Here is a 21,814-nt window from a genome sequence, read left to right as displayed (position 1 = left end):
GAGCGAGTCTCCTCCGGCCGGATTTATCGTCGCTTGATCACCAAGGAAGCTGAGGGCGGAGGAGACTGCTTATGAGAGAGACACTGTTAGAGATGTGCAATATTACGAAGGTCTACTCCAACGGCGTCGTCGCTAACCAGAAAGTGAACTTCTCCCTTGCCGAAGGGGAGATACACGCGGTCGCGGGCGAGAACGGAGCGGGCAAGTCCACCCTAATGAAAATGATGTTCGGCATGGAAGAACCGAGCGAGGGCGAGATTTACTTACGCGGTTCGCGAATTCGTCTACAATCTCCGATGGACGCCATTCGTCTTGGCATAGGGATGGTGCATCAGCACTTCATGCTCGTTCCTTCGTTTACCGTCGCGGAGAACATGGTTCTCGGAATGGAGCCGAAAAAAGGGGTGTTCCTGAACCAGGCTGAAGCTGCCAGACTGACGCGGGAGTTCTCCTTCAGGTACAACCTTCAAGTCGACCCGGAGGAGAAAGTAGAGAATCTGTCCGTCGGCATGAAGCAAAAGGTCGAAATTCTTAAAGCGCTTGTTCGCGGGGCACGGATTCTCATTCTGGACGAGCCAACCGCGGTTCTGACTCCTCAGGAGACAGAAGAGTTGTTCGGACAGTTGAAGCTGATGCGGGAGAATGGCCATACGATCGTCTTTATCTCCCATAAATTGAAGGAAGTCAAAGCAATCTGCGATCGGATTACGATCATGAGAAACGGAAGAACCGAAGGTGTCTTCGACATCAGAGAAGTGACGGAGCAAGAGATCTCCCGGCTCATGGTGGGGCGCGATGTCGTTCTTAAATACGCGAAGTCGGGACGTGAATACGGAGAATCCGTGCTGCAAGTCAGAGATCTCGGCTATTCCAAGGAAGGCAAGAAAGTGCTCGGGGGTATTAATCTATCCATCCGCGAAGGTGAGATTCTGGGCATAGCCGGCGTGGAGGGAAACGGACAGGCGCAGCTAGTCGAGGCTCTTACCGGGCGACTTGAAGGAGACAGCGGCACGGTTCAGGTCGCGGGCGCCAATATCTCCCGGTTCGATATCGGAGAGATTCGCGGCTTGGGCGTTTCTTATATTCCGGAAGACCGAATGAGGCAGGGAACAGCCAAGGAAGCCAGTATCGTCGACAACTTGATCTCCACGGTCTACAATAGCAAAGCTTGGACGAGATGGGGCTTCCAGAAGCGGAAGAAGATGGCGGAGCTGACGGAAGAGAAAATCAGAGAGTTCCAGATCAAAGCATCCGGACCCGCTCAAGAGATCGGCATGTTGTCAGGCGGAAACATGCAGAAGGTCGTCGTCGCCCGCGAGAGCTCGACCGCTCCTCGGCTTCTGATTGCTGAGCAGCCGACCCGTGGAGTCGACGTCGGCGCAGCTCAGCTCATTCATCGCAAGCTGCTGGAACTGAAGGAAGAAGGGTGTGCGATCCTGCTTATCTCGGCTGACCTGAACGAGATCCTCGAGTTGAGCGATACGTTGGCGGTGATGTATGAGGGGGATATGGCTGCTTGCTTCGAACGTCCGTCCGAACTGACAGAAGAGGAACTGGGGTTGTACATGCTTGGCATCAAGAAGCAGGACGAACAATCCATCAGGAGGGCCATGCATGCTTAAGTCCAAACATTTCGAACTCATTCGGACCGCGGCGGTGCTGTTGATCTCGCTGCTGCTGACGTTCATTATGATCTCGTTCGTCAGCGGAAGTCCTCTGCAGACGATAGGGATTTTCCTCTATGAACCGATCTCCTCGGTCTCTCACGCGGGCAACGTCGTCGAGATGGCGATTCCGCTCATGTTCACCGGGCTTGCGCTTTCCTTGCTGTTTAAGATGAATATGTTCAACCTCGGCGCCGAAGGGATCTTCTATTTCTCCGCTTTGGTCGCTTCCGCAGCAGCCATTCATTTCTCATTAAATGGATTCCTTCATCCGATCGTTGCGATTCTGCTTGGCGGGATTGTCGGCGCGTTGATCTCGGGAATCCCGGGCTTCCTGAAAGCGAAATGGAATGCGAACGAGTTGGTCACATCGCTCATGTTCAACAGCATTCTATACGGAGTGGGCCAATACATCCTCAATTACAAGCTTCGGGATGCATCCGCATTCCAGACCGCGTCGTTCAAATTCGAGCCGACGGCTGTCCTGGACCGGATCATTCCGGGTACGCGAATCCATACAGGGCTTATTATCGTTCTCGTCTGTATCGTTGCCGGTCACTACTTCATGTACAAGACGAAGTGGGGCTATGAGTTGCGGATGACGGGAGCTAACCGCGAATTCGCAGAATACTCAGGCATTAAGACGGGGCGGGTCATCTTGTACGTTCATCTTCTTGCGGGGTTGATCGCCGGAATCGGCGGTTCCGTCGAAGTACTGGGCATGTACAGCCGATTCCAATGGAACGCGCTTCCGGGGTACGGCATGGATGGAGCTCTTGTTGCGATGCTGGCGAAGAACAATCCGCTGGCTGTGATCGGATCCGCCTTGTTCCTGGCTTATATTCGAGTCGGAGCGGACATGATGTCGCGCTATTCGGACGTTCCGTCCGAGTTGATCTCGATTATCCAGGCGGTTATTCTACTGCTCGTTTCTGCAGATCAATTCCTGAAGTTCTGGAAAAATCGCATGCTACTAAAGGAGGCGAAGATGAATGCATGACTTCCTTGCGGTCATCCTGACCACCGACTTCGCCTTCTCTGTGTTACGGGTCACGACGCCGATTCTTTTCGCGGCGCTTGGCGCTCTCATTTCCAACCGGGCCGGTATCGTCAATATCGGATTGGAAGGCATCATGCTGACATCCGCGCTGTTAGGCGTTCTCGTCAGTGCATATACCGGCAGCGCATGGCTGGGGCTGCTGGGAGCGGCGTTGGGCGGGTTGCTGATTGCGGGGTTGCTCGCTTTCTTCACGTTGCAGTTCAAGACGCACCTCATCCTGGGCGGAATCGCGATCAATGCTTTTGCTTCGGGCGGAACCATTTTCGTGCTGTATATGCTGACGGGGGACAAAGGGACTTCTTCATCGCTGGCGAGCAAGGTTCTGCCTTCGGTCGAAATTCCGCTGATCGAAGACATTCCGGTCGTCGGTCCGATCCTGTCCGGTCATCATGTCCTGACTTATCTCTCGATCGTTGCGGCCGTAGCCGTGTTCGTATTGCTGAAGAAGACGCCTTTAGGCCTGCAGATCCGAGCGGTCGGAGAGAATCTGCATGCAGCCGAGTCGGTTGGGGTCAAGGTCAAACGAATTCAGTATACCGCACTTCTGCTTAGCGGGCTGTTTGCCAGTCTCGGCGGGGCTTACATGTCGATGGGTTATCTCTCCTTGTTCACTCGTAACATGACCGCGGGTAGAGGCTGGATCGCGCTTGCCGCCGAATCGATGGGACGAAGCACGACCATCGGGACGACAATTACCTCATTTCTGTTCGGCTTCGCAGAAGCGTTGTCCAACGCGTTGCAGCTTCTGAAGATCCCGGCTGAACTAATCTCGACTGTGCCTTACGTAGCTACGATTCTCGGACTCGTCTTCTATTCCGTCTCTATGACTCGCAAGGCTAATAAACTATTGAAGAAGCAGAAAGGGCCGCAAGCCTGATCAACACAAACTTGTAAACAAATCTAACATGTACATTGACAAGAAGACATAGAGGCTCTTATAATCAATCCCATAAATGGAGGGCGCCCGATGTCCCTGACTCGAACAATCCTGTCCAATGACGCGAAGAAGTCTCTGACCCGGATCTATAACGAGATCAACAAGGAGATTTACGGGTACGGCGTCACCCAGATCAGGATCTCATTGGACGATGGGGTCATCTCCATCTACGTCAAGCATCAGAGAGTTCCGGCCCTTAAGAGCCTAGAGGAACGATACGGGCAGATGAAGCAAGCGGTCGATTACGCCTTGCATTCGGAGTTCAAGCTCCGGTTCAAGCCTCGGGTCGAAGAGGAATTCGGATTGAAAGCGGCGGCGATTCTGCGGGATTACGATCCCGATACGGAATGGGCGGTCACCGTCATCCTGACGGAAAGTTAAATTGCCGGCGATTCTCCGGGATTTTATCTCGGCGGATACCGACTTATACCCTCGGCGTTTCTTCTATCGTTTACGATTAAGAAATCCGTTGTTAGAGAGCTTCTTTTCTAACGGCGGATTTCTTTTTTTATTCCCCCCAAACCCGAAAGGAGATCAATCAACATGGAAAAAGCAGCGATCATCGTCATCGACATGCAATACGATTTCGTCGGAGAGGAGGCCGTTATCCCTTGCAAATCCGATCCCAGCTTGATCGAGAACAACAAGAAGCTTCTGGCCTATGCGAGAACCAACGGAATTCCCGTCATTTATACCCAGGAGATCCATCGCAAGAATCACGTCGATTTCGGACGCGAGCTGGACCGCAGCGAGCCGATCCATTGCGTGGAGGGCACGAGAGGAGTCGAGATTCTGGAAGAGCTGAAGCCGGAGCCAACGGATTACGTTATTCAGAAAAGAAGGTACAGCGCGTTCTTCCAAACGGATCTCCAGGTTCTGCTCAAGGGTCTTGGCGTGAACACAATCATCCTCACCGGAGCGGCAACCGACGTATGCGTGCGCGCCACGGCGACGGACGCTCAGCAGCATGACTTTTACGTTATCGTTCCGAAGGAGTGCGTAGCCGGTACGTCGCAGAAGCAGCACGAAGCGGCATTGGAACATATCGATTACGTGCTCGGACGGGTTGTCGGCATGGATGAGTTGATGGTCGGCTAATTTCTTGCGAAAGGAGGAGCGGAACATGATCGTTTCCGTACGGCAGCTGTCTTACCAATACCCACATGGCACCAAGCCGGCTGTCAATCAGGCAAGCTTCGATATCGCAAAGAGCGAGACGGTCATGCTGACAGGCAGCAGCGGAAGCGGCAAGTCGACCGTCGCCTACCTTCTGAGCGGTGTCATCCCTCATCTGCATAGAGGAGGAAAGCTATCAGGAGAGATCGAGTTCGGCAGCGCGGAGGCAAGAAGCGTTGGTTTCGTCACTCAGAATCCGGAGAATCAGCTATTCGGCTACCGGGTGGAGGATGCCATTGTCTTCGGATTGGAAAACATGGGGCTCCACGCGCAGGAGATCGGCGTTCGATTGAACCGAGTACTGAACCTCTTCGGAATTCAGAACATGCGCGAGCGTGCGGTTGATTCGTTGTCAGGCGGTCAGCGGCAAACCGTGTGTATTGCCTCCGTTCTAGCCATGGAGCCGGATCTGCTCATTTTGGACGAGCCTGTCAGCTCGCTCGACCCGGCGGGCAAGGAGCTCGTTAGCGACGTTCTGCGACAGCTCAAGTCCCAAGGACAGACGATTCTGCTGATCGATCAGAACCTGGATTGGCCGGCCGGCGCTGTCGACCGGGTGATCGGAATGGAAGAGGGAGGGATCGTATTCGACGGGGCGGTGGACGACTTTTTGCGTAACGAGGAGATGTCCGCGCGCCTGGGAGTGACGGTTCCTCAAGCCGTCGAGCTCTTCCATGAGCTTCGGAGCAAGCAGGAGGTTAGCTGGTTCGCCAATGTCGAAGAGGCAGCGGAGACACTGGGGGCTATGAATATCGCTTTCTCCGTTCCACCGCATACATTCGAAGCGTCGTCTCCGAATGAAGATGCACCGTCAATCAGGATCGAAGCACTGGTGAAGAAGTATGAAGACTTCCAGGCGTTGGCCGGCGTCGATACCCGCTTCCTCCCAGGTAGGATCACCGCAGTGCTCGGCCAGAACGGATCCGGCAAGACGACGATGGTTCGCCATCTGATCCGACTGATCGAGCCGACGTCCGGAACGATTTATCTAGATGGCGAATCGATCGCAGGGAAGAGCACGGCGGAGATGGCGCGACGAGTCGCTTACGTGTTCCAACATCCAGACCATATGCTCTTTGAGGATACGGTCTGGAAGGAAACGACGTTCTCGGCGCGCACGATGGAACTGCCCTGGAGCGAAGATCATATCTCGGCACTGCTCGACGCTCATGGACTGCTCGAGTTCAAGGATGCTTTTCCAAATAGCTTGTCGATGGGCCGGAAGCATATCCTGACTATCCTGTCCGTTCTCTCCGCGAATCCGGACATCCTCATCCTGGATGAGCCTACGCTCGGAATGGACCGGGAGATGAAGAACCTGCTCGCCAAGCTTATGAAGGGGCTTGCCTCCGAAGGAAAGACGGTCATCGTCATCAGCCATGAGATGGCCTTCGTTGCCGATACGGCGAGCGAAGTCATCGTCATGAAGGGGGGGCGAATCCTTCTGCAAGGAACGACACAAGAGGCTTTCCGTGAAGAAGCACTGCTTCGTGAGGCGAAGATTGAGCTTCCGCAAATCACTCGAATCGCCAATAGGTTAGGCGTCCCGGGTATTCTGACGATTCCTGATTTTGTCCGGCTATGCCGATTCGAAGCGAAGCCTTCCGGAAACGAGGTGACGGCAGATGAAGTTTAACGGCTACGTGAACAAGAGGACTCTGCTTCATCGGATCGATCCCCGCATCAAGCTGATCTGGTTCGTCGGGACGACTGTTCTGACAGTGGTGTTCAAAGACCTGCTCGTCATGGCTCTTCTCATCGCGAGTTCCGTAGCCTTATGGACGATATCCGGTCTGCTTCGGGAGGCGGGAGGGATCGTTCGAAAGTTGCTGCCGCTGCTGCTTATGGCTATGGTTACCTGGCTGGTGATCGGAGCGGCGGAGAACGGCGGAGGAACCGCATTGGTTGCACTAGGTACGGTGCGATTGGAGGCGTCCGACGTGACGAGGGCTGTTGTCTCGGCGCTTCGGATCTTCCTGATGGTCACCTCGTTCTACTCGCTTATCATGGTGACGAACTTCAGCGAGATGATCTACGGGCTTCGGCAGTTTCGAATCCCTCTCCGGGCGGCATTCATGTGCGGACTGGTGTTCCAGATCATTCCGATCATGATCTCCGAATTCCGCACGATCGCCGACGCTCAGCGAGCTCGAGGCCTTGAACTCGACAAGGGCGGCATTGTTTCGAGAATCCGCCGCTACTCGATCATCTTGTTCCCGCTGTTTATTCGCTCCATTCAGGCCGGACAGAACATCGCGTTGTCCATGCATCTCTATCGGCTGGAATTCACGCGCAACCGCAGCTCCTATCGTTCCTTCCGGATCACCGGAGGGGATGCGAGGTTCAGCGCCGCCTTCCTGCTCTTGTGGGCGATCGCTGTGTTAATCGGCACGAAATATCCGTTGCAAGCCACCTAACCGCATTCGATAAAAGGAGCTGATGCGCATGATTCAACATTGGGCGGAGCTGAAATCTTACGAGATCAAAGGAATGGATAAGCAAGATGCGCTCGTCATCGTTCCGATCGGGGCAATCGAGCAGCATGGAGCACATCTGCCGGTCGGCACCGACACGATCATTTTGGACCGGTTGATGAAGGAATTGGCTGACAAGAGGGATTTTCCCGGATATCGCGTATTAATCGCCCCTCTGATTCCGATCGGCAAGAGCAACGAACACTCGGATTTTGCGGGAACGATCAGCTTCTCGACTCGTACGGCCATGGCAATGTTGTCGGAAATGTGCGCTTCGATGCGAAAACACGGTTTCGAGCGGTTTATCTTCGTGAATAGCCATGGGGGCAACACCGACCTTCTTAACGTGATTAGCCGAGACCTGAGAATAGAACTGGACGCCGAAGTGTTCGTGTTCGATTGGTGGTTCACCACCTTCTGGAACGACATTCTGGAAGAGCTGCAGCAATCCGGAGATTACGGCGTCTTCCATGCATGCGAGCTGGAAACGTCATTGATGCTGGCTATTCGCCCGGAGCTTGTGGATATGGCTAAGGCAGAGGACGAGTTCCCGGACGCCATTCTGACTCATGGCTGCCATGTCAGCCTGAAAGGACCGATTATTCCAGGTTGGAAAACAAGCGACGTCTCAAGTAAGGGGGTGATCGGAGCTCCTACGCTGGCTACCGAAGAGAAAGGCAGTTTGTTCCTGGACTATGCCGTGCGCAAGCTGGGAGAGATGCTGCTAGAGGTTCTGAACACGAGGTATCGAAAGTAAACGACGCAACGTATCGAGGAGGAAAAGAAACCATGTCCAATGAGTGGAGTACCGCTAAGACAGAAACCCGAACGTCATCCGCCGGAATCGTGAACATCGTATTCTGGGTCATATTCGGAGTGATGACCGGAGTACTGTGGGCGTATGCGAATCCGATCGCGCTCGTGCCCGGAGTCATTCAACTTCGAATCTTCGCGTTTCTTCCGGCCGTCATCGGCATCCTATTTGGTCCGAAGACGGGCTTTTTCTCCGGATACATCGGCACTGTCGTCTGGGCGCTGCTGGCAGGGACGTTCCTTCCGGCACACACGCTGCTGGCCGATGGCATCATGGTCGGCTTTACCGGCTGGCTGCCCGCGATGATGGTCGGTCGGGGCAGGACGCTTGCAGAACTGGGCCGCAGCAAGTCCGTTCTCGTTCAATCGGCGCTTTGGTCACTCGCCGCAGGAATCGTGATGATTGTGATCGCTTGCGCCAGCCTTCATTTTTTCGGAATATTCAATTTTTGGTGGGGAGTGCTATGGATTGGCTTGAGCGATGTTCCTCCCCTTGTCATTGGAACTCCGATTCTTGTTCTATTCCTGGCGCGCAGGCTTGAGAAAGTGCAAACGATGATTCCTTGGAGCTAGAGCCAGCCGAGCTGAACCGCTTCACGGAACAGACAGATAAAGGCAAGGAGCAAATCCTATGAGAATTGTAGTTGGCGTGACCGGAGCAAGCGGGTCCATCTATGCTTATTCACTCGTTCGTGCCCTAAACCATCTAGGCGTGGATACCTACTTGATCGCGACCGAAATGGCTGAGAAAGTCATGAAGTTCGAGTGCGGCGTGACGATGGACGAAATGAAAAACTACGCGACGATCCTGAGCAATCGAAACCTGTTCGCTTCGGTGGCAAGCGGCTCGTTCAAGACGGACGGAATGGCAATCATTCCGTGTTCGATGAACTCGCTCGGAGCGATTGCCAACGGAGTAGGCGACACTCTCCTAAGCCGGACAGCAAGCGTCATGTTGAAGGAGAAGCGCAAGCTGATTGTCGTTCCGCGCGAGACGCCGCTTCATCTAATCCATCTGGAGAACATGACCCGGCTGGCGAGGGCCGGCGCGGACATCATGCCAGCTTCTCCAGGTTTCTATCATCACCCGAAAGAGATCTGGGAGCTCGTGAATTTCGTTGTCGCCCGCGTGCTGGACGGCTTCGGAATCGAGCATTCTCTAATGGTGAGATGGGGGGAGAAGGCGGCGGAATGATGACCGACATCCGAAGTCTCCTTGCGCATTGGGAGAAGTCCGGGCGAATCGAGCATGTGCGGGAGGAAGTCGATCCGGAATACGAATTGGCCGCGATCGTGCGAAGAGGACGAGGGAAGAAGCCCTACTATTTTCACAAGATCAAGGGCTATCGAGTTCCGATGGTGTCCGGATTGGGCGGGGATCGGGGGATGCTCGCCGAGAGCATGGACATCGGGGTGCGGGACCTTGTCCCGAAGCTGATTGACGCGATAGTCACGCCGATTCCGACGCGGAGAGTCGACCGTGGTCCCGTCCAGGAGAATGTGGTCACGGACCGTATCGTCTTGGACGAGCTGTTCCCGATCTGTAAGTACCATAAGGACGATTCCGGACGGTATCTTGTCTCCGGCGTTCTCGTCGTGAAGCAGAAAGATGGCAGCAAGCGGTATACGTCCATACGAAGAATGCAGTATCTCGGAGGCAATCGCGCCAGCATTCTGATCTCCTCGCCGGAGCTCTTCCGGCAATACAAGGAATACGAACAAGAGAATGCTCCAATGGAAGTGGCGATCATGTTCGGCGTCGTTCCGGCGGTCATTCTCGCTTCCCAAATCAGTACTCACTTGTATCATCGGGACAAGCTAGACGTCGCCGGAGCTCTGCTCGGTCAATCGCTTGAGGTCGTGCCATGCCGAACGGTTGATCTGGAGGTGCTGTCGGAAGCCGAAGTGGTGCTCGAAGGCAGGATGTTGCCGCATGTCCGAGAACAGGAAGGCCCGTTCGGGGAGCTTGGCGGCTATTACGGTGACCGTACCCCGCAGCCGATCGTCGAGTTATCGGCGATTACATTCCGCAACGACCCGATCTGGCAGACGATCTATCCTTCCGGCTTCGAAGAGCACACGCCGATGGCGATCGCGCGGGAAGCCGTGCTGTTAAGCACCGTACGTCAGGTCGTACCGGACGTGCTTGACGTTCATCTGACGCCCGGCGGCATCGGCCGATATCACGCGGTGATCTCCATCGACAAGCAATCCGAAGGCGATGCCAAGCAGGCTTGCCTCGCCGCGTTCGCTAGCGATAAGGATTTGAAGCATGTCGTTGTGGTCGACAAGGATGTGAACATCTTCGATGCGGAGGACGTGGAATGGGCGATCGCGACGAGGGTTCAGGCCGATTTAGACGTATTTATCGTTCCGGGAGCGAAGGGTTCTCCGCTCGAACCGTCCCATCAGCTGCGCGGGGTAAGCGCAAAAATGGGCATTGATGCGACATATCCGACTAGCGCCGCAGAGGCCTATCGGCGAACTAGCGTCGTCGTGAATGGAGTCCCGGAGAGAGGCGCCTAGTTGACCAAGAAGGAGGAGGAGCAGAATGGAAGCGATCGGCATGATCGAGACGCGGGGATTCGTCGCTGCGCTTGAAGCGCTGGATACGATGTGCAAGGCCGCAGCCGTTCGAATGATCGACCTGAAGCGAGTTGGTTCGGGACTGGTCACGGTCGTCGTGGAAGGCGATGTCGCAGCGGTATCGTCCGCCATCGAAGCAGGCAAACAGGTTCCCGATCGAACAGGAGGCGAGCTCGTGTCGGCCAATGTGATTCCGCGGCCGCATCCGGAGTTGGCCAAGATGATGTAGAAGGGGGGGAGGTGATTGTCAGACTTCATGAGAAACGTGGTAGAGGCAGCCTTGAGAAAAGACGAGTCTATCCCGACTTCTGACGCGGAACCGAACCCTGTTCGCGAAGCGACATCGGAGTTGGCGTTGAAGCGTCCGAATTACCAACGAGCGAAGCAGAATCGCCGGTTGAATGCAGGATTGTCGGGAGGCTCTAAGGGAGGGACAGAGAGGAATAGCACGTCTTCTAGGTCGAATTCGAAGTTCATGGAGAATTCCTTATCTCCCTTACTTCGGCTAACCTTGAACCAAGGTCAAGACGACGAGATTCGGAATGAGGCGAAGGGAAACGCGATATTCGTTCCAGGACAGGAAGCTGATTACGCGGCAGAGGAAACTTCCGCTTCCGGAATGATCGGACGCTTGGAAGGACCGCTGCGATTTTGGCTTTATCCCGAATTGAATCCGAAGCTAGCGTCCGAATTTGGCATTTTCTCGTCGCAGCCTGTTACTGTCGGTGCGGTGGCCGTGGAGAACGGATTGCCCGGTCTATTGTTCGAACTTGACGAGCTTCTTCCCAGGGCTTCGAATTTGGAGATTGACGTGCGAAAACAAGGGGCTAGAGACGGTGTCTCCGCTATCTATCTGATCGGCAAACGGGAAGGAGATTCCGCCGCCGTAAGGTCTCTGCTTGAACGGTGGTTCGAGAAGCGCAAGGTTTGCGAATGTTCAGGCTCCGTTCAAATCTATGAAACGGCTTATCCCTCTGCTCTGCTTGTTAAGCATCTTGGCGTAACGGCTGATGAAGGCGTGGTCGTCGTCGAAGGCATCGACCGTTTCCGGAGCGTCGCTCTGCTCGACCGCTGCATGAAGCAAATGGCGGAGGCGGGCTTCCGTCACAAGATCGAAGACCGATATCTGCTGATCGCCGGACCGTCGGCTTCGATCCAGCGAGCTTCGGAAGCGCTGCGGAGGGAAGTTGCGCCGTATACGCCGCCATTTATATAGAAGAAACGAAAGGAGGGACGAATAGATGGCACAGCAGGCGCTCGGATTAATCGAGACAATCGGGTATGCGACCGCTGTATCGGCTGCGGATGCCGCCTTGAAGGCCGCGAACGTTCGTCTCGAAGCGGTGGAGCGAGTCATCGGAGTCGGCGGCATGCTCGGCGTGACCGTTCATTTCGCCGGCGACGTGGCGGCCGTTCAATCGGCCGTAGAGGCGGGCAAGCTGGAAGCGAGCCGTGTCGGTACGCTGGTCTCGGCGCATGTCCTTCCGCGGGCTCATCAGGAAGTCGCTTTGAAGGTGCTGTCGCGGTTCGAGGCGGCAAAGACTTTACCGACGGAGGAAGGCGGCCCGACTCTGGAAGCCGCAACTGATCGTGACGGCAGCGCCGTTTCGGGAACGGAAAAGGCAGACGGGAAATCAAAAATGACCGAAGAGAATGGACAGGAGAGGCCAACTCTTGAGAAGAAGCAGAGGCCGAATCCGTTAAAACCGCCGGCTGAAGATACCTGAACACGCGTTCATCCGGCATTTGGCATAAGGCAGAATGATTTCAATGACAATATTATTAACTACATTAATTAAGTGGAGGAATCACCGATGGGAGAAGCGTTAGGACTTGTAGAAACGAAAGGCTTGGTAGGGGCGATCGAAGCGGCGGATGCAATGGTGAAGGCGGCGAATGTTGAGATTTGCGGATACGAGAAGGTGGGATTCGGTCTCGTTACCGTCATGGTTCGCGGCGACGTTGGCGCGGTCAAAGCGGCGACCGACGCGGGCGCGAGCGCGGCAAAGCGAGTCGGTGAGCTGATCTCCGTTCACGTCATCCCGCGTCCTCACAGCGAAGTCGAGAAAGCAATCCTGTCGAAGACTTCCGGCAACTAATAAGGTAGCCTCATGGAAATCACCTCTAGCGCGTTAGCGCTCCGAACCGCCAGGGAGTTGTACTATCGCGGGAGGAGAACGGAGCTTGCGGAACGTTATCCAGCCGTGCTTGTGCTCCTGGATGATCATTGGATCGGCATGGAGGCCGGCATGAAGGCGGTCCGGGAGCTCGTCCATTCTCAGGCGAGGGTCCGAATTGTCCTAAGCGAAGCAACAAAACGCCGATACACCATCGCTAGCATTGCCAGATGGACGGGGTGCGACGATATCGTTGCCGCAGATAATCGGAAAGAAGACGTATTGGCGGAATGCGAATCGATCTTCCTGCCGATCTTATCATTCTCGCTGTTATCAAAGCTTTCTCGGCTTGATGACGAGCATCCGTTCTCACGGTTGACGATTCGCATGCTCTTCGCTGGCAAGCGTGCGGCGGCGCTGGACGTCGGCGTGAACGAACGTCATCCGGAATGGGCGGAGCAAGGACTTCAGCCGCCGCCGGCGATCCGGAGAGAGCTGGACGGGATGCTCGGATCTGTCAGAAGCTATGGGCTACGGATAATCGATCAGAATCAGATGACCAATTGGCTGCGAGTAAGAGCCAAGAAACAAATCGTCACGGCGGAAGACTTGTCAGCCGCTCATGCGAGCGGAATGCGAAGCTGCCGCCTTCAGCCAGGCGCCATCGTCACTCCTCTTGCCAAGGACATGGCGGCAAAGCTTGGCATTAACTTACATTCTTCTGAATCGGGAGGTCGTTAGCGATGCAGCTTGGACAAGTGATCGGCAGGGTAACCGCGACGCGGAAGGATGAGCGTCTTGTCGGAACGAAGCTGCTCGTTGCGCAGCCGATTCGGTTGGACGGCAGCTTGACCGGAGAGCCGGTCATTGCGGTCGACACGGTTGGCGCTGGCATCGGTGAACGGGTCATCTATGTGATGGGCAGCATGGCCGCCCGGGCGCTGCCCGAAACCGGCGCTCCCGTCGACGCCGCTATCGTCGGCATTATCGATACGCTGGACAGCTTAAATTAGGAGATATGCCTAATATGGATACAAAACGATTATTGGAAGCAATGGAATATCGCCGTCTGATCGATACCCTAATGGACGACCGTCTCTTCGCTGACACGGTTCTGCAGGACGGCTATGTCATCAACGTCATTACAAGAGAGATCTATGCCGCGGACGTCGCGATCAAGGGCTCCCGAATTCTAATGGTGGGAGACGCCTCCGGCCTGATCGGTCCGGAGACGAACGTGGTGAAGGTAAAGGGAAAGTTCGTCTCGCCGGGCTTCATCGACTCTCATATGCACTTCGAGAGCGCGATGCTCACCGTGACCGAATTCTCGAAGCTGTCCATTCCAACGGGAACAACGACCCTTGTCGCGGATCCGCACGAGATCGGCAATGTGCTCGGCATTCATGGGATGAAAGCGATGATCGACGAAGCACGAACGCTTCCGAATCGGGTTCTATACACGGTGCCAAGCCTGACGCCGGACGTGCCGGGCCTAGAGACTGCGGGGGCCGAGATCGGTTCAAAGGACATGGATCAGCTGCTGAACGATCCGCTCGTGCAAGGCATCGGAGAGCTTCAAGGCTTCAGCAACGTCGGTCCCGTGTTCAAGCATGCTTCTCCGTTGATCGACGATCTGATCGCGTCCGTCGTCTATGCCAAGAGCATCGGGAAGACAGTGGAGGGCAATGCACCGGGACTGTTCGGCAAACAGCTCGCCGCCCACATTATCGCCGGCGGGACGCACGTCTCCTGCCATGAGACGACGACCAAAGAAGAGACGCTAGAGAAGCTGCGCTACGGCGTGAGCGTCTTCATTCGAGAAGGTTCTTCGCAGCGCAACATGCCGGAATGCATCCGCGCCATCACGGAAGAGGGCGTCGATTCGCGACGTGCGATCCTTGTCTCGGACGATATGGTTCCCGAGGATTTGCTCAAGCATGGCCACATGAACGACATCGTTCGCCGGACAATTGCGGCGGGAATCGATCCCGTGGAAGCGATCCAGATGGTTACGATCAATCCGGCGACGCATTTCGGCTTCGCGGATGTCGGCATTCTTGCCCCCGGAAAACGCGCGGACATCGCCGTCATCTCCGATCTGGAGAAGATGACGATCGATCAGGTTTACCTGGCCGGCGTGATGTCGGCGGAGCGCGGCGAGCTCACCGTTGATATTCCTTCCTACGTCTATCCGGATTCGGTCAAGCATTCGGTCAAACGACAGCCGCTTAGGAAAGAAGAGATCTTGATTCGAGCCAGCGGTTCGGAAGCGATTGTCCGGGTCATCGAGGTCATTCCCGACCAGAATCTGACCGGCGCATCGGAATCGCGCTTGATCGTTTCCAACGGTATCGTCGAGCCGGACGTCTCGGCTGATGTTCTGCCGATTCTCGTCATCGAGCGTCACGGTCGCAGCGGGAAGATCGGCAAGGCGTTTGTCAAGGGAATGAAGCTTAGAGAAGGGGCGATCGCGGAGAGCGTCGCGCACGACACGCACAACATCATCGTGACGGGAACGAATTACGACGACATGCTGATCGCCGCGAATCGAGTCATCGCCATGAACGGCGGCATCTGTATGATCAAGCAGGGCAAGGTCGTCGGCGATCTGCCGCTGCGGATCGGAGGGCTCATGACCGACGAGCTCACGGGCAAGGAGATGAGTGACAAGATCGCGGAGCTTCACCGTCAGGCTAGGGAGGAGCTCGGCTGCGGAATCCATGTTCCGTTTATGCATCTGAGCTTCCTCTCGCTGGTGACGAGCCCGAAATGGAAAATTACCGACCATGGCCTGATCGATGCGGAGAACTTCGAAGTCCTCCCGACGGTCCTATAGAGGAGGATTGGCATGGGAATTCGCTTAATCGATTTGTCTCAGGAGATCTATCAGGGAATGCCGGTATTTCCTCCACATCAGAAAACGATGATTTTCTCCAACATGACCCACGAGGAGAGCAAGAAGCAGCTCGGCTTCGAATTCGCGACAAACAACCTGCTCATCAACGAGCACGGACCGACGCACAGCGACGCCGTCTACGAATACGACCGCAACGGGAAGACGATCGACGAGATGCCCCTGGAGTATTTTTACGGGCCTGCGATCTGCCTCGACGTCTCCCATGTCTCCCCGGACGGATACATCCGGGCATCCGACCTGAAGGATCAGCTCGATCAGAACGGTCTCTTCATCGAGAGAGGGGACATCGTGCTCCTTCATACCGGCCATTACAATCGCTCCTACGGAACGGAAGAATGGTTGACTCGGCATGCGGGTCTTGATTACGAGGCGGCCGAGTGGCTAGCGAAGCAAGGGGCGGTCAATATCGGAGTGGACGCTCCTTCGATCGACAATCCGAACGATCCGGATTTCTCAGGGCATCTGATGTGCCGCCGTTACGGCTTAACGAATACGGAGAACATGTGCCAGTTGGACCAAGTGGCGGGCATGCGCTTCCTCTACTTCGGCCTGCCGCTGAAGATTCGCAAAGGGACGGGCTCGCCAATTCGCGCGGTCGCCGTGCTTATCGATTGATGAAAAATTTTTACCTATAAAGAAGGTAGTGCTATGAAAACAGGGACGATAGTCGAAGAGGTGCTGATTCCCCCCTATGAAGGAAGGGCGGTCGTGGTGCCGAAGGGGCATCGTTTGTGCATTATCGACGTGGAAGGTAAGCAGGTCGGGGACTTCGTCTGCTTCCTTCAAGGCCAATCCGGGGAGCATGTCTCTCCGGTTCATATGAGATCCTCGCTCAGCAGTATCCGGCTTAAAGTAGGGGACGGCTTGTACAGCAACTTGAGAAGACCGCTCATGCGCCTGGTGAAGGATACGGTCGGCAAGCACGACTTCTTCTTCCCGGCCTGCGACGATTATCGATACAAAGTGGATTTCGGGGTGGAAGGGCATCCGAATTGCCATGACAATCTTGAAAAGGCACTGAAGCCTTTCGGAGTAAAGTATGACGTCCTGCCTGACCCGATCAACTGGTTCATGAACAACGCGCTGGACGAGAATTCGGATTACGTAATCGAGGAGCCTCTTTCGAAGCCGGGCGATTACGTCATGCTTGAGGCGCTCTGGGATGTGATTGTCGCCGTATCCGCATGTTCTCAGGATATGGCGCCGGTAAACGGTTATCGTGTGACGCCGCTAAAGCTGCAAATCCTACGGGATTGAAGGAGAGAACGGTTACAATGGGAGTGGACGAACATACGAGAGCCGTCGAGCTGCTCTGTGAGTTGATCCGTCTGGACACGAGCAACCCTCCGGGGAACGAGCATCGGGTGTCCCAAGCGCTGGAGAAGCTGTTGAATCGGGAAGGCGTGGACGTACGTGTGGAGATGCTGGATCGGAAAGGCAATCGAAGCAATGTCGAAGCGGTTCTTCGAGGGGACGGACCTAGCAGGCTGATGTTCTGCGGGCATATGGACACGGTAGCACCATGGGACAAGGAGGCGGGGCGTTACCCTCCTCATGGGGCGGTTATCGCGGACAACAGGATTTATGGACGAGGCGCTTCCGATATGAAAAGCGGGTTGGCCGCAATGCTTCTCGCGTTTCTATCTATTCAACGCGATGGGATCCGTCTCGGCGGGGATTTGGTGTTCTTGGCCACGGCGGGAGAGGAAGTCGACAGCTGCGGCGCCGCAGCTTACGAGAGTTTCACGGAGATGAGGGAGTTCGACGGCGTTGTGATCGGCGAACCGACCGGCAGCAGAATCGTGGTCGGCCATAAGGGAGCGTTATGGCTTCGAATTGAACTGTTCGGCCTAAGTGCGCACGGCTCCATGCCGAAGCTTGGCACGAACGCGGTCGAGGCGATGGCGGAGCTGATTGCAATCATAAAGGCGTGCGAGTCGGATTGGGCAGCGACTGATCCGATTCTAGGCGCAAGCAGCTTAGCGGTGACGAAGGTTAGCGGGGGCGTGCAGACGAACATCATTCCGGACCGCTGCGAAGCGGAATTGGATCTAAGGTTCGTACCTCCGATCCGCCAGGATCAGCTCCTCAAGGAGATAGAGTCGAGATTGCAAGATTTGCAGGCGGTAAATCAGGGATTAAGCTATCGCTTAACGCCGATTCTCGAGAGGCAGCCGGTTGTCACTAGCATAGACGATCCGCTTATCCGAACGGCAATAGAACTGGCGGGCGACCGGTGTTCGGGCGTGCGAGGAGTATCGTATTACACGGACGCATCGGTTCTGAACCGTAATAGCGCGGTTCCCATCCTGATATACGGTCCGGGAGACGAGAGGTTGGCTCATCAACCGGACGAATCGGTTGATATCGACGCTTATCTTGATTCGATCGACTTCTACCGGGAGCTCGCAATTCGTTTCCTGGGGAGATAATTTGGGGAAGATTGAGTCTTCTCTGAAGTCAGCAACCTTGACTTCGGGGGAGACCTTATTTTATTTTAACACAAAATTCCACCGCTAGGATTTTGTGAGATTCGGTCGGGTTTGCTATAATTCACTAGTGTGATAGATTAATAGAATCCGATAGGAAACAGAGAAAAACAGAAAAGTAGCGAAGGGAGAACGTCATTGTGATCAGAAGCTGGGGAAGCTGGGGCCGAAGCGCCGCGGCCGTCGTCGTTGGAATCTCGCTGTTAGCTCCTATCTCTCCGGGAACCAGCGTCGTCAGCGCGGCGCCGGCTCCGTCAACGAGCTCCGTTAGTCCCTCTATTCAGATTGTGCTCGACAATTATCCGCTGCCTTTCGATTCCGCGCCGAAGATCGACAACGGCGTGACGCTAGTGCCCTTCCGAACGATTGCGGAAGCGCTCGGAATCGCTGTCGTCTGGGACGCAGCCTCGAAGACGGTCGTGGCGACCGGAAACGACGCTAGCGGCCAGCCGGCCAAGGTCATCTTGACCATCGGCAAGAAGAGCGCGCAAGTCAATGGGCAGGCTGTCGAACTGACCGCGGCGCCCGTCGTGCAGCAAGGCCGGGTGCTCATTCCGATGGCCTTCTTCGGACGACAGTTTGGCGCGCAAGTGAGCTGGGAATCGGCAACGAAGACCGTCCGCATTCAATCCCCCAAGCGGGAGATGCGCACGATGGGCTTCTATGCGATATCGTCTTACGATCAGGTGAGCCGACTGGAGAATCTGAATTCGGCGGCCTTCGGTTGGGCTCAGATCAACCAGAACGGGGAATTCTCCACGACGGATAAGGATTACAAGTGGCCGAAGGCCGACGGAGACGTGACTCCGGAATCCATCGCCGCGCGAGTGGAAGACGGTTACCTGATGGTTCACGGGCTGGACGGCAACCGGCAGACGACCAAGGTACTGACCGATCCGGCCGCAAGGGACTCTTCCATTCAACAGATGGTAAGCTTGGCGAAGGACAAAGGCTTCAAAGGCGTCATGCTGGATTATGAAGGGTTAGGCTGGAAGGACGATCCGGCAACCGCGAAGAAGCAGTTCAACGAATATACGGCCCTGTTGTCCGAGCAGCTTAAGAAGGAAGGACTCAAGCTATCGCTCGCGCTTCCTCCTCTTAACGGAGCTTATCAAGGATATGATTATAAGACGCTCGCGGGCTACGCGGACGAGATTGTCATTATGGCTTATTTATATGTAGCCGACAAAACGCCGGAGCCGATGAACAAAGTAGATGCCGCGATCTCGCTTGCGCTGAGGCAAGGGGTTCCGAAGCAGAAGCTTCTGCTCGGCATCGATATGGAGAACGAGAACGAGACGACGGTTCTGGACAAGATCGGATTGGCCAAGCGCTACGATCTTGCCGGGGTCGCGTTCTGGAGGCTCGGCATTCTGACCCAGGCGGAGATGAAGGCGATCGACAGCAGCGTGACGAAGATCGGAGGATAGTGTGCGCTTGCCTTACGAATTTATCCTAAACGCTTTTCTAGGGGATGCTCCCGCGACGATATCGGAGGGGGCGTCCGGCTACAACAACACGACCAGGTACGTACAAAGCCAGGGAGCTCGTTATGTCCTGCGGATCTATGAGACGCATCAGGATTCCAGCAAGATCCGCTTCGAGCATGATGTTCTCCTTAAGCTCGGCGAGCTTCGCTTGCCGTTCCGCGTGCCTCAGCCTGTCCGTCTGCCCGACGGACGCTCATACGTTCAGCTGGAAGACGGAACGGGACGCTTCGCCTGCTTGTTCCTATATATAGAAGGAACGCGTCCGGACAGCCGCGATCCGCTCACCGCGGGCTCCGTCGGAGAGACGGTCGGCAGGCTAAGCCGTGCGTTGGCGACGATCGCGCCGAATCAAGCTCCCGAGTACCCGCCCTATTACGAGATGGATCTTGCGCATCCCTCGTGCGACTCGGAGACGATCCGTCGCTTCTGCTGCAACCCGCCGGCCGAATTCGAGGAACTCGCCGAGGAACTCGCTTCTATCCGGTCGGAGCTGGAGGACTTCCGGTCCGTCATTCCGGCTTTGAGAGGCTTGCCGCATCAGCTTGTGCACGGAGATATCAACGATTCCAATCTGTTGGCGTCGCCGGAGTATGGGAATCCTATCGAAGCGGTACTCGACTTCGAGTTCGCCACGCGCGATCTCCGGGCGATGGAGCCGGCCGTCGTGCTCTCCGGGATGCTCGAGAGCGAAGGGCTCGAAGAGACGATTCCGGCGTTCCTGGCCGGCTTCTCGGGCGTCGTGCGATTGACCGAGCCGGAAGCTCTTGCGATTCCGCAGCTGATTCGTCTGCGGAAGCTCGATGTATTCGTGCATTTCCTTGGACGGTATCGGGACGGAGTCGACAGGGCAGAGGTGCTTCAAGAGCAGGTCGCCGACGCGGCGAGCGGATTGGCGGCGTTGCGCAAGCAGGAACCGCGGCTATTGGAATGGTGCCGGGCAGGGATGGAATAAAGAAGAAGACGGCCGAGTCATTCGGCCGTCTTCGGTCTGTCGATGGCTTGTTCCATCGTCTTGTCCGTCAGGTGGGCGTAGATCTGCGTCGTCTCCGGAGACGCGTGCCCTAACTGCTCCTGCGTCTTGTAGAGATCGTTGCGCAAGTAATAATCGGTAGCGAACGAGTGACGAAGCTTGTGCACGGATAGAAAAGGCTTGCCGAACCGCTTCGCGTACTTGATCACCATCTCCTGGATCGCGCGCTTGGTCATCCGCGAGCCTTCTTTCTTGCCGTTGGCGATGGCAAGGAAGAGGGCTTTCTCGCGTTTCGGCGCATGATAACGAAGGTCGCGAAGCTCCAGATACGCTTCCAAGTCCGCGATCGCTTCCTGCCGGAAGAACACGGGCGTCTTGAACGTATCGTCGTTCTTCCCCTTGCGGTACACGTATACGAGCTTTTTTTTCAAATCGAGATCGTCCACGTTCAGGTTCACCAGCTCCGACACCCGAAGGCCGGAATTGAGGATCAGGCTGACGATGCACGCATCGCGAATATGGTTGAGCTCGTGGGAGTAGAGCGCTTGCTTGTTCGTCGCCACGTCCTGAGCGTAATCGCTATGGATATATCGGATGAATTCGTCGATCTCTTCTTCCTGCAGCAGCTTCCCCTCCAGCTTCGCCGCCGTATCCTTCGGCTTATGGGTTCGCTTGATCGACACCTTGGCCATGACGTTGCGCTTCAGAAGAGGATAGAATTCATCGTCCTCGGCGATCTGGCTCAAGTAATGGAACAGAGAGCGAAGGGAGGAGAGCTTGCGAGAGATCGTCGTCCGGCTGTTCGCGTTCTCCGTTCGCGTCGACAGGTACATGCGGAAGTTGTCCACGCTGTCCATATGCAGCCTCTCCAGGTCGACGATCGGGATTCCGCTTATCTTCTCCGCTGCGGTCAGCCCTTCGCCCATCAGCCAAGAGAAGAACGTCTCGTAATCTCTCACGTATTCCAGCAAGGACGAGGGCGACAAGTCCGGCAGCTTGTAATTGATGAACTTCTCCACATACCAAGGCATGTCGGGAACTTTCCTGTCCAGCTCTTCGCGGTCTTTTTTCTTCTGCAGATTCATTCGATCACCCGGGAATGGTAGGTTAGTCGTTCGTTG

At 55.6% G+C, this 21,814-nt stretch carries 24 protein-coding genes; 23 read left to right on the top strand and 1 reads right to left on the bottom strand.

Going from position 1 to position 21,814, the window contains the following annotated elements; all coding sequences use genetic code 11:
* Positions 1-71: 71 nt before the first annotated feature.
* The 23 genes from ELR57_RS11840 (at position 72) to ELR57_RS11730 (ending at position 20,675) form a co-directional block, all read left to right on the top strand.
* On the top strand, positions 72-1,622 hold the full coding sequence (locus ELR57_RS11840) for an ABC transporter ATP-binding protein (RefSeq protein ID WP_126959275.1): 1,551 nt from the start codon (positions 72-74) through the stop codon (positions 1,620-1,622).
* Positions 1,615-2,664, top strand: coding sequence for an ABC transporter permease (locus tag ELR57_RS11835; RefSeq protein WP_126959274.1), 1,050 nt, complete (start codon positions 1,615-1,617; stop codon positions 2,662-2,664). Before ELR57_RS11840 ends, ELR57_RS11835 begins: the two co-directional genes overlap by 8 nt.
* Positions 2,657-3,601 carry an ABC transporter permease gene (locus ELR57_RS11830; RefSeq protein WP_126959273.1) on the top strand — a complete coding sequence of 315 codons (945 nt, stop codon included), beginning with the start codon at positions 2,657-2,659 and terminating at the stop codon, positions 3,599-3,601. The genes ELR57_RS11835 and ELR57_RS11830 overlap by 8 nt, the downstream gene beginning before the upstream one ends.
* 90 nt (positions 3,602-3,691) lie before the next feature.
* Positions 3,692-4,042, top strand: coding sequence for a Na-translocating system protein MpsC family protein (locus ELR57_RS11825; RefSeq protein WP_126959272.1), 351 nt, complete (start codon positions 3,692-3,694; stop codon positions 4,040-4,042).
* A 162-nt stretch (positions 4,043-4,204) separates the two neighbouring features.
* Positions 4,205-4,759, top strand: coding sequence for a cysteine hydrolase family protein (locus ELR57_RS11820; RefSeq protein ID WP_126959271.1), 555 nt, complete (start codon positions 4,205-4,207; stop codon positions 4,757-4,759).
* Positions 4,760-4,784: 25 nt separating this feature from the next.
* Positions 4,785-6,473 (top strand): ABC transporter ATP-binding protein, encoded by a 1,689-nt coding sequence (locus tag ELR57_RS11815; protein WP_126959270.1) that lies wholly within the window; start codon positions 4,785-4,787, stop codon positions 6,471-6,473.
* Positions 6,463-7,254 (top strand): energy-coupling factor transporter transmembrane component T family protein, encoded by a 792-nt coding sequence (locus ELR57_RS11810; RefSeq protein ID WP_126959269.1) that lies wholly within the window; start codon positions 6,463-6,465, stop codon positions 7,252-7,254. The genes ELR57_RS11815 and ELR57_RS11810 overlap by 11 nt, the downstream gene beginning before the upstream one ends.
* Before the next feature lie 28 nt (positions 7,255-7,282).
* The gene (locus tag ELR57_RS11805; RefSeq protein WP_126959268.1) at positions 7,283-8,068 is read left to right on the top strand and encodes a creatininase family protein; all 786 of its coding nucleotides are present in this window, start codon (positions 7,283-7,285) and stop codon (positions 8,066-8,068) included.
* Positions 8,069-8,100: 32 nt separating this feature from the next.
* On the top strand, positions 8,101-8,697 hold the full coding sequence (locus ELR57_RS11800; RefSeq protein ID WP_126959267.1) for an aminotriazole resistance protein: 597 nt from the start codon (positions 8,101-8,103) through the stop codon (positions 8,695-8,697).
* Positions 8,698-8,755: 58 nt separating this feature from the next.
* Positions 8,756-9,319 carry a UbiX family flavin prenyltransferase gene (locus ELR57_RS11795; RefSeq protein WP_126959266.1) on the top strand — a complete coding sequence of 188 codons (564 nt, stop codon included), beginning with the start codon at positions 8,756-8,758 and terminating at the stop codon, positions 9,317-9,319.
* Complete coding sequence (locus tag ELR57_RS11790; RefSeq protein WP_238162490.1) at positions 9,316-10,650, top strand: UbiD family decarboxylase; 1,335 nt, start codon at positions 9,316-9,318, stop codon at positions 10,648-10,650. The genes ELR57_RS11795 and ELR57_RS11790 overlap by 4 nt, the downstream gene beginning before the upstream one ends.
* A gap of 25 nt (positions 10,651-10,675) precedes the next feature.
* A complete protein-coding gene (locus tag ELR57_RS11785) occupies positions 10,676-10,939 on the top strand; it encodes a BMC domain-containing protein (RefSeq protein ID WP_126959265.1) in 264 nt (87 codons plus the stop codon).
* A 27-nt stretch (positions 10,940-10,966) separates the two neighbouring features.
* Positions 10,967-11,926 (top strand): hypothetical protein, encoded by a 960-nt coding sequence (locus ELR57_RS11780; RefSeq protein ID WP_126959264.1) that lies wholly within the window; start codon positions 10,967-10,969, stop codon positions 11,924-11,926.
* A gap of 25 nt (positions 11,927-11,951) precedes the next feature.
* A complete protein-coding gene (locus ELR57_RS28535; RefSeq protein WP_126959263.1) occupies positions 11,952-12,437 on the top strand; it encodes a BMC domain-containing protein in 486 nt (161 codons plus the stop codon).
* A gap of 87 nt (positions 12,438-12,524) precedes the next feature.
* On the top strand, positions 12,525-12,809 hold the full coding sequence (locus ELR57_RS11770; protein ID WP_126959262.1) for a BMC domain-containing protein: 285 nt from the start codon (positions 12,525-12,527) through the stop codon (positions 12,807-12,809).
* A 12-nt stretch (positions 12,810-12,821) separates the two neighbouring features.
* Positions 12,822-13,568 carry a hypothetical protein gene (locus tag ELR57_RS11765; RefSeq protein WP_126959261.1) on the top strand — a complete coding sequence of 249 codons (747 nt, stop codon included), beginning with the start codon at positions 12,822-12,824 and terminating at the stop codon, positions 13,566-13,568.
* Positions 13,569-13,570: 2 nt separating this feature from the next.
* A complete protein-coding gene (locus ELR57_RS11760) occupies positions 13,571-13,840 on the top strand; it encodes a EutN/CcmL family microcompartment protein (RefSeq protein WP_126959260.1) in 270 nt (89 codons plus the stop codon).
* 14 nt (positions 13,841-13,854) lie between these two features.
* On the top strand, positions 13,855-15,663 hold the full coding sequence (gene ade / locus ELR57_RS11755; protein ID WP_126959259.1) for an adenine deaminase: 1,809 nt from the start codon (positions 13,855-13,857) through the stop codon (positions 15,661-15,663).
* A gap of 12 nt (positions 15,664-15,675) precedes the next feature.
* Entirely contained in the window at positions 15,676-16,359 is a 684-nt protein-coding gene (locus tag ELR57_RS11750) for a cyclase family protein (RefSeq protein WP_126959258.1), read from the top strand.
* A 33-nt stretch (positions 16,360-16,392) separates the two neighbouring features.
* Positions 16,393-17,001, top strand: a complete 609-nt coding sequence (locus ELR57_RS11745; RefSeq protein ID WP_126959257.1) for a DUF1989 domain-containing protein — start codon at positions 16,393-16,395, stop codon at positions 16,999-17,001.
* A gap of 17 nt (positions 17,002-17,018) precedes the next feature.
* On the top strand, positions 17,019-18,176 hold the full coding sequence (locus tag ELR57_RS11740; protein ID WP_126959256.1) for a M20 family metallopeptidase: 1,158 nt from the start codon (positions 17,019-17,021) through the stop codon (positions 18,174-18,176).
* Positions 18,177-18,373: 197 nt separating this feature from the next.
* Positions 18,374-19,663: a stalk domain-containing protein gene (locus tag ELR57_RS11735; protein WP_238162489.1), complete on the top strand. Its 1,290-nt coding sequence runs from the start codon at positions 18,374-18,376 to the stop codon at positions 19,661-19,663.
* A gap of 7 nt (positions 19,664-19,670) precedes the next feature.
* Entirely contained in the window at positions 19,671-20,675 is a 1,005-nt protein-coding gene (locus ELR57_RS11730; RefSeq protein WP_158630006.1) for a phosphotransferase, read from the top strand.
* A gap of 17 nt (positions 20,676-20,692) precedes the next feature.
* Here ELR57_RS11730 and xerS read toward each other — a convergent pair whose 3' ends face one another.
* Positions 20,693-21,778 (bottom strand): tyrosine recombinase XerS, encoded by a 1,086-nt coding sequence (gene xerS, locus ELR57_RS11725; RefSeq protein WP_126959254.1) that lies wholly within the window; start codon positions 21,776-21,778, stop codon positions 20,693-20,695.
* Between the last annotated feature and the right edge of the window lie 36 nt (positions 21,779-21,814).

The sequence above is a fragment of the Cohnella sp. AR92 genome, from assembly GCF_003990975.1.
In the GTDB taxonomy this organism is placed as follows: Bacteria; Bacillota; Bacilli; order Paenibacillales; family Paenibacillaceae; genus Cohnella.
Note: the sequence above shows the minus strand (reverse complement) of the source record. Positions and strands in the feature narration are given on the sequence as shown.

Excerpts from the sequence above, each read along its gene's own strand:
- ELR57_RS11840 (WP_126959275.1), top strand. The coding sequence starts at position 72 with ATGAGAGAGACACTGTTAGAGATGTGCAATATTACGAAGGTCTACTCC.
- ELR57_RS11835 (WP_126959274.1), top strand. The coding sequence starts at position 1,615 with ATGCTTAAGTCCAAACATTTCGAACTCATTCGGACCGCGGCGGTGCTG.
- ELR57_RS11830 (WP_126959273.1), top strand. The coding sequence starts at position 2,657 with ATGCATGACTTCCTTGCGGTCATCCTGACCACCGACTTCGCCTTCTCT.
- ELR57_RS11825 (WP_126959272.1), top strand. The coding sequence starts at position 3,692 with ATGTCCCTGACTCGAACAATCCTGTCCAATGACGCGAAGAAGTCTCTG.
- ELR57_RS11820 (WP_126959271.1), top strand. The coding sequence starts at position 4,205 with ATGGAAAAAGCAGCGATCATCGTCATCGACATGCAATACGATTTCGTC.
- ELR57_RS11815 (WP_126959270.1), top strand. The coding sequence starts at position 4,785 with ATGATCGTTTCCGTACGGCAGCTGTCTTACCAATACCCACATGGCACC.
- ELR57_RS11810 (WP_126959269.1), top strand. The coding sequence starts at position 6,463 with ATGAAGTTTAACGGCTACGTGAACAAGAGGACTCTGCTTCATCGGATC.
- ELR57_RS11805 (WP_126959268.1), top strand. The coding sequence starts at position 7,283 with ATGATTCAACATTGGGCGGAGCTGAAATCTTACGAGATCAAAGGAATG.
- ELR57_RS11800 (WP_126959267.1), top strand. The coding sequence starts at position 8,101 with ATGTCCAATGAGTGGAGTACCGCTAAGACAGAAACCCGAACGTCATCC.
- ELR57_RS11795 (WP_126959266.1), top strand. The coding sequence starts at position 8,756 with ATGAGAATTGTAGTTGGCGTGACCGGAGCAAGCGGGTCCATCTATGCT.
- ELR57_RS11790 (WP_238162490.1), top strand. The coding sequence starts at position 9,316 with ATGATGACCGACATCCGAAGTCTCCTTGCGCATTGGGAGAAGTCCGGG.
- ELR57_RS11785 (WP_126959265.1), top strand. The coding sequence starts at position 10,676 with ATGGAAGCGATCGGCATGATCGAGACGCGGGGATTCGTCGCTGCGCTT.
- ELR57_RS11780 (WP_126959264.1), top strand. The coding sequence starts at position 10,967 with ATGAGAAACGTGGTAGAGGCAGCCTTGAGAAAAGACGAGTCTATCCCG.
- ELR57_RS28535 (WP_126959263.1), top strand. The coding sequence starts at position 11,952 with ATGGCACAGCAGGCGCTCGGATTAATCGAGACAATCGGGTATGCGACC.
- ELR57_RS11770 (WP_126959262.1), top strand. The coding sequence starts at position 12,525 with ATGGGAGAAGCGTTAGGACTTGTAGAAACGAAAGGCTTGGTAGGGGCG.
- ELR57_RS11765 (WP_126959261.1), top strand. The coding sequence starts at position 12,822 with ATGGAAATCACCTCTAGCGCGTTAGCGCTCCGAACCGCCAGGGAGTTG.
- ELR57_RS11760 (WP_126959260.1), top strand. The coding sequence starts at position 13,571 with ATGCAGCTTGGACAAGTGATCGGCAGGGTAACCGCGACGCGGAAGGAT.
- ade (WP_126959259.1), top strand. The coding sequence starts at position 13,855 with ATGGATACAAAACGATTATTGGAAGCAATGGAATATCGCCGTCTGATC.
- ELR57_RS11750 (WP_126959258.1), top strand. The coding sequence starts at position 15,676 with ATGGGAATTCGCTTAATCGATTTGTCTCAGGAGATCTATCAGGGAATG.
- ELR57_RS11745 (WP_126959257.1), top strand. The coding sequence starts at position 16,393 with ATGAAAACAGGGACGATAGTCGAAGAGGTGCTGATTCCCCCCTATGAA.
- ELR57_RS11740 (WP_126959256.1), top strand. The coding sequence starts at position 17,019 with ATGGGAGTGGACGAACATACGAGAGCCGTCGAGCTGCTCTGTGAGTTG.
- xerS (WP_126959254.1), bottom strand. The coding sequence starts at position 21,778 with ATGAATCTGCAGAAGAAAAAAGACCGCGAAGAGCTGGACAGGAAAGTT.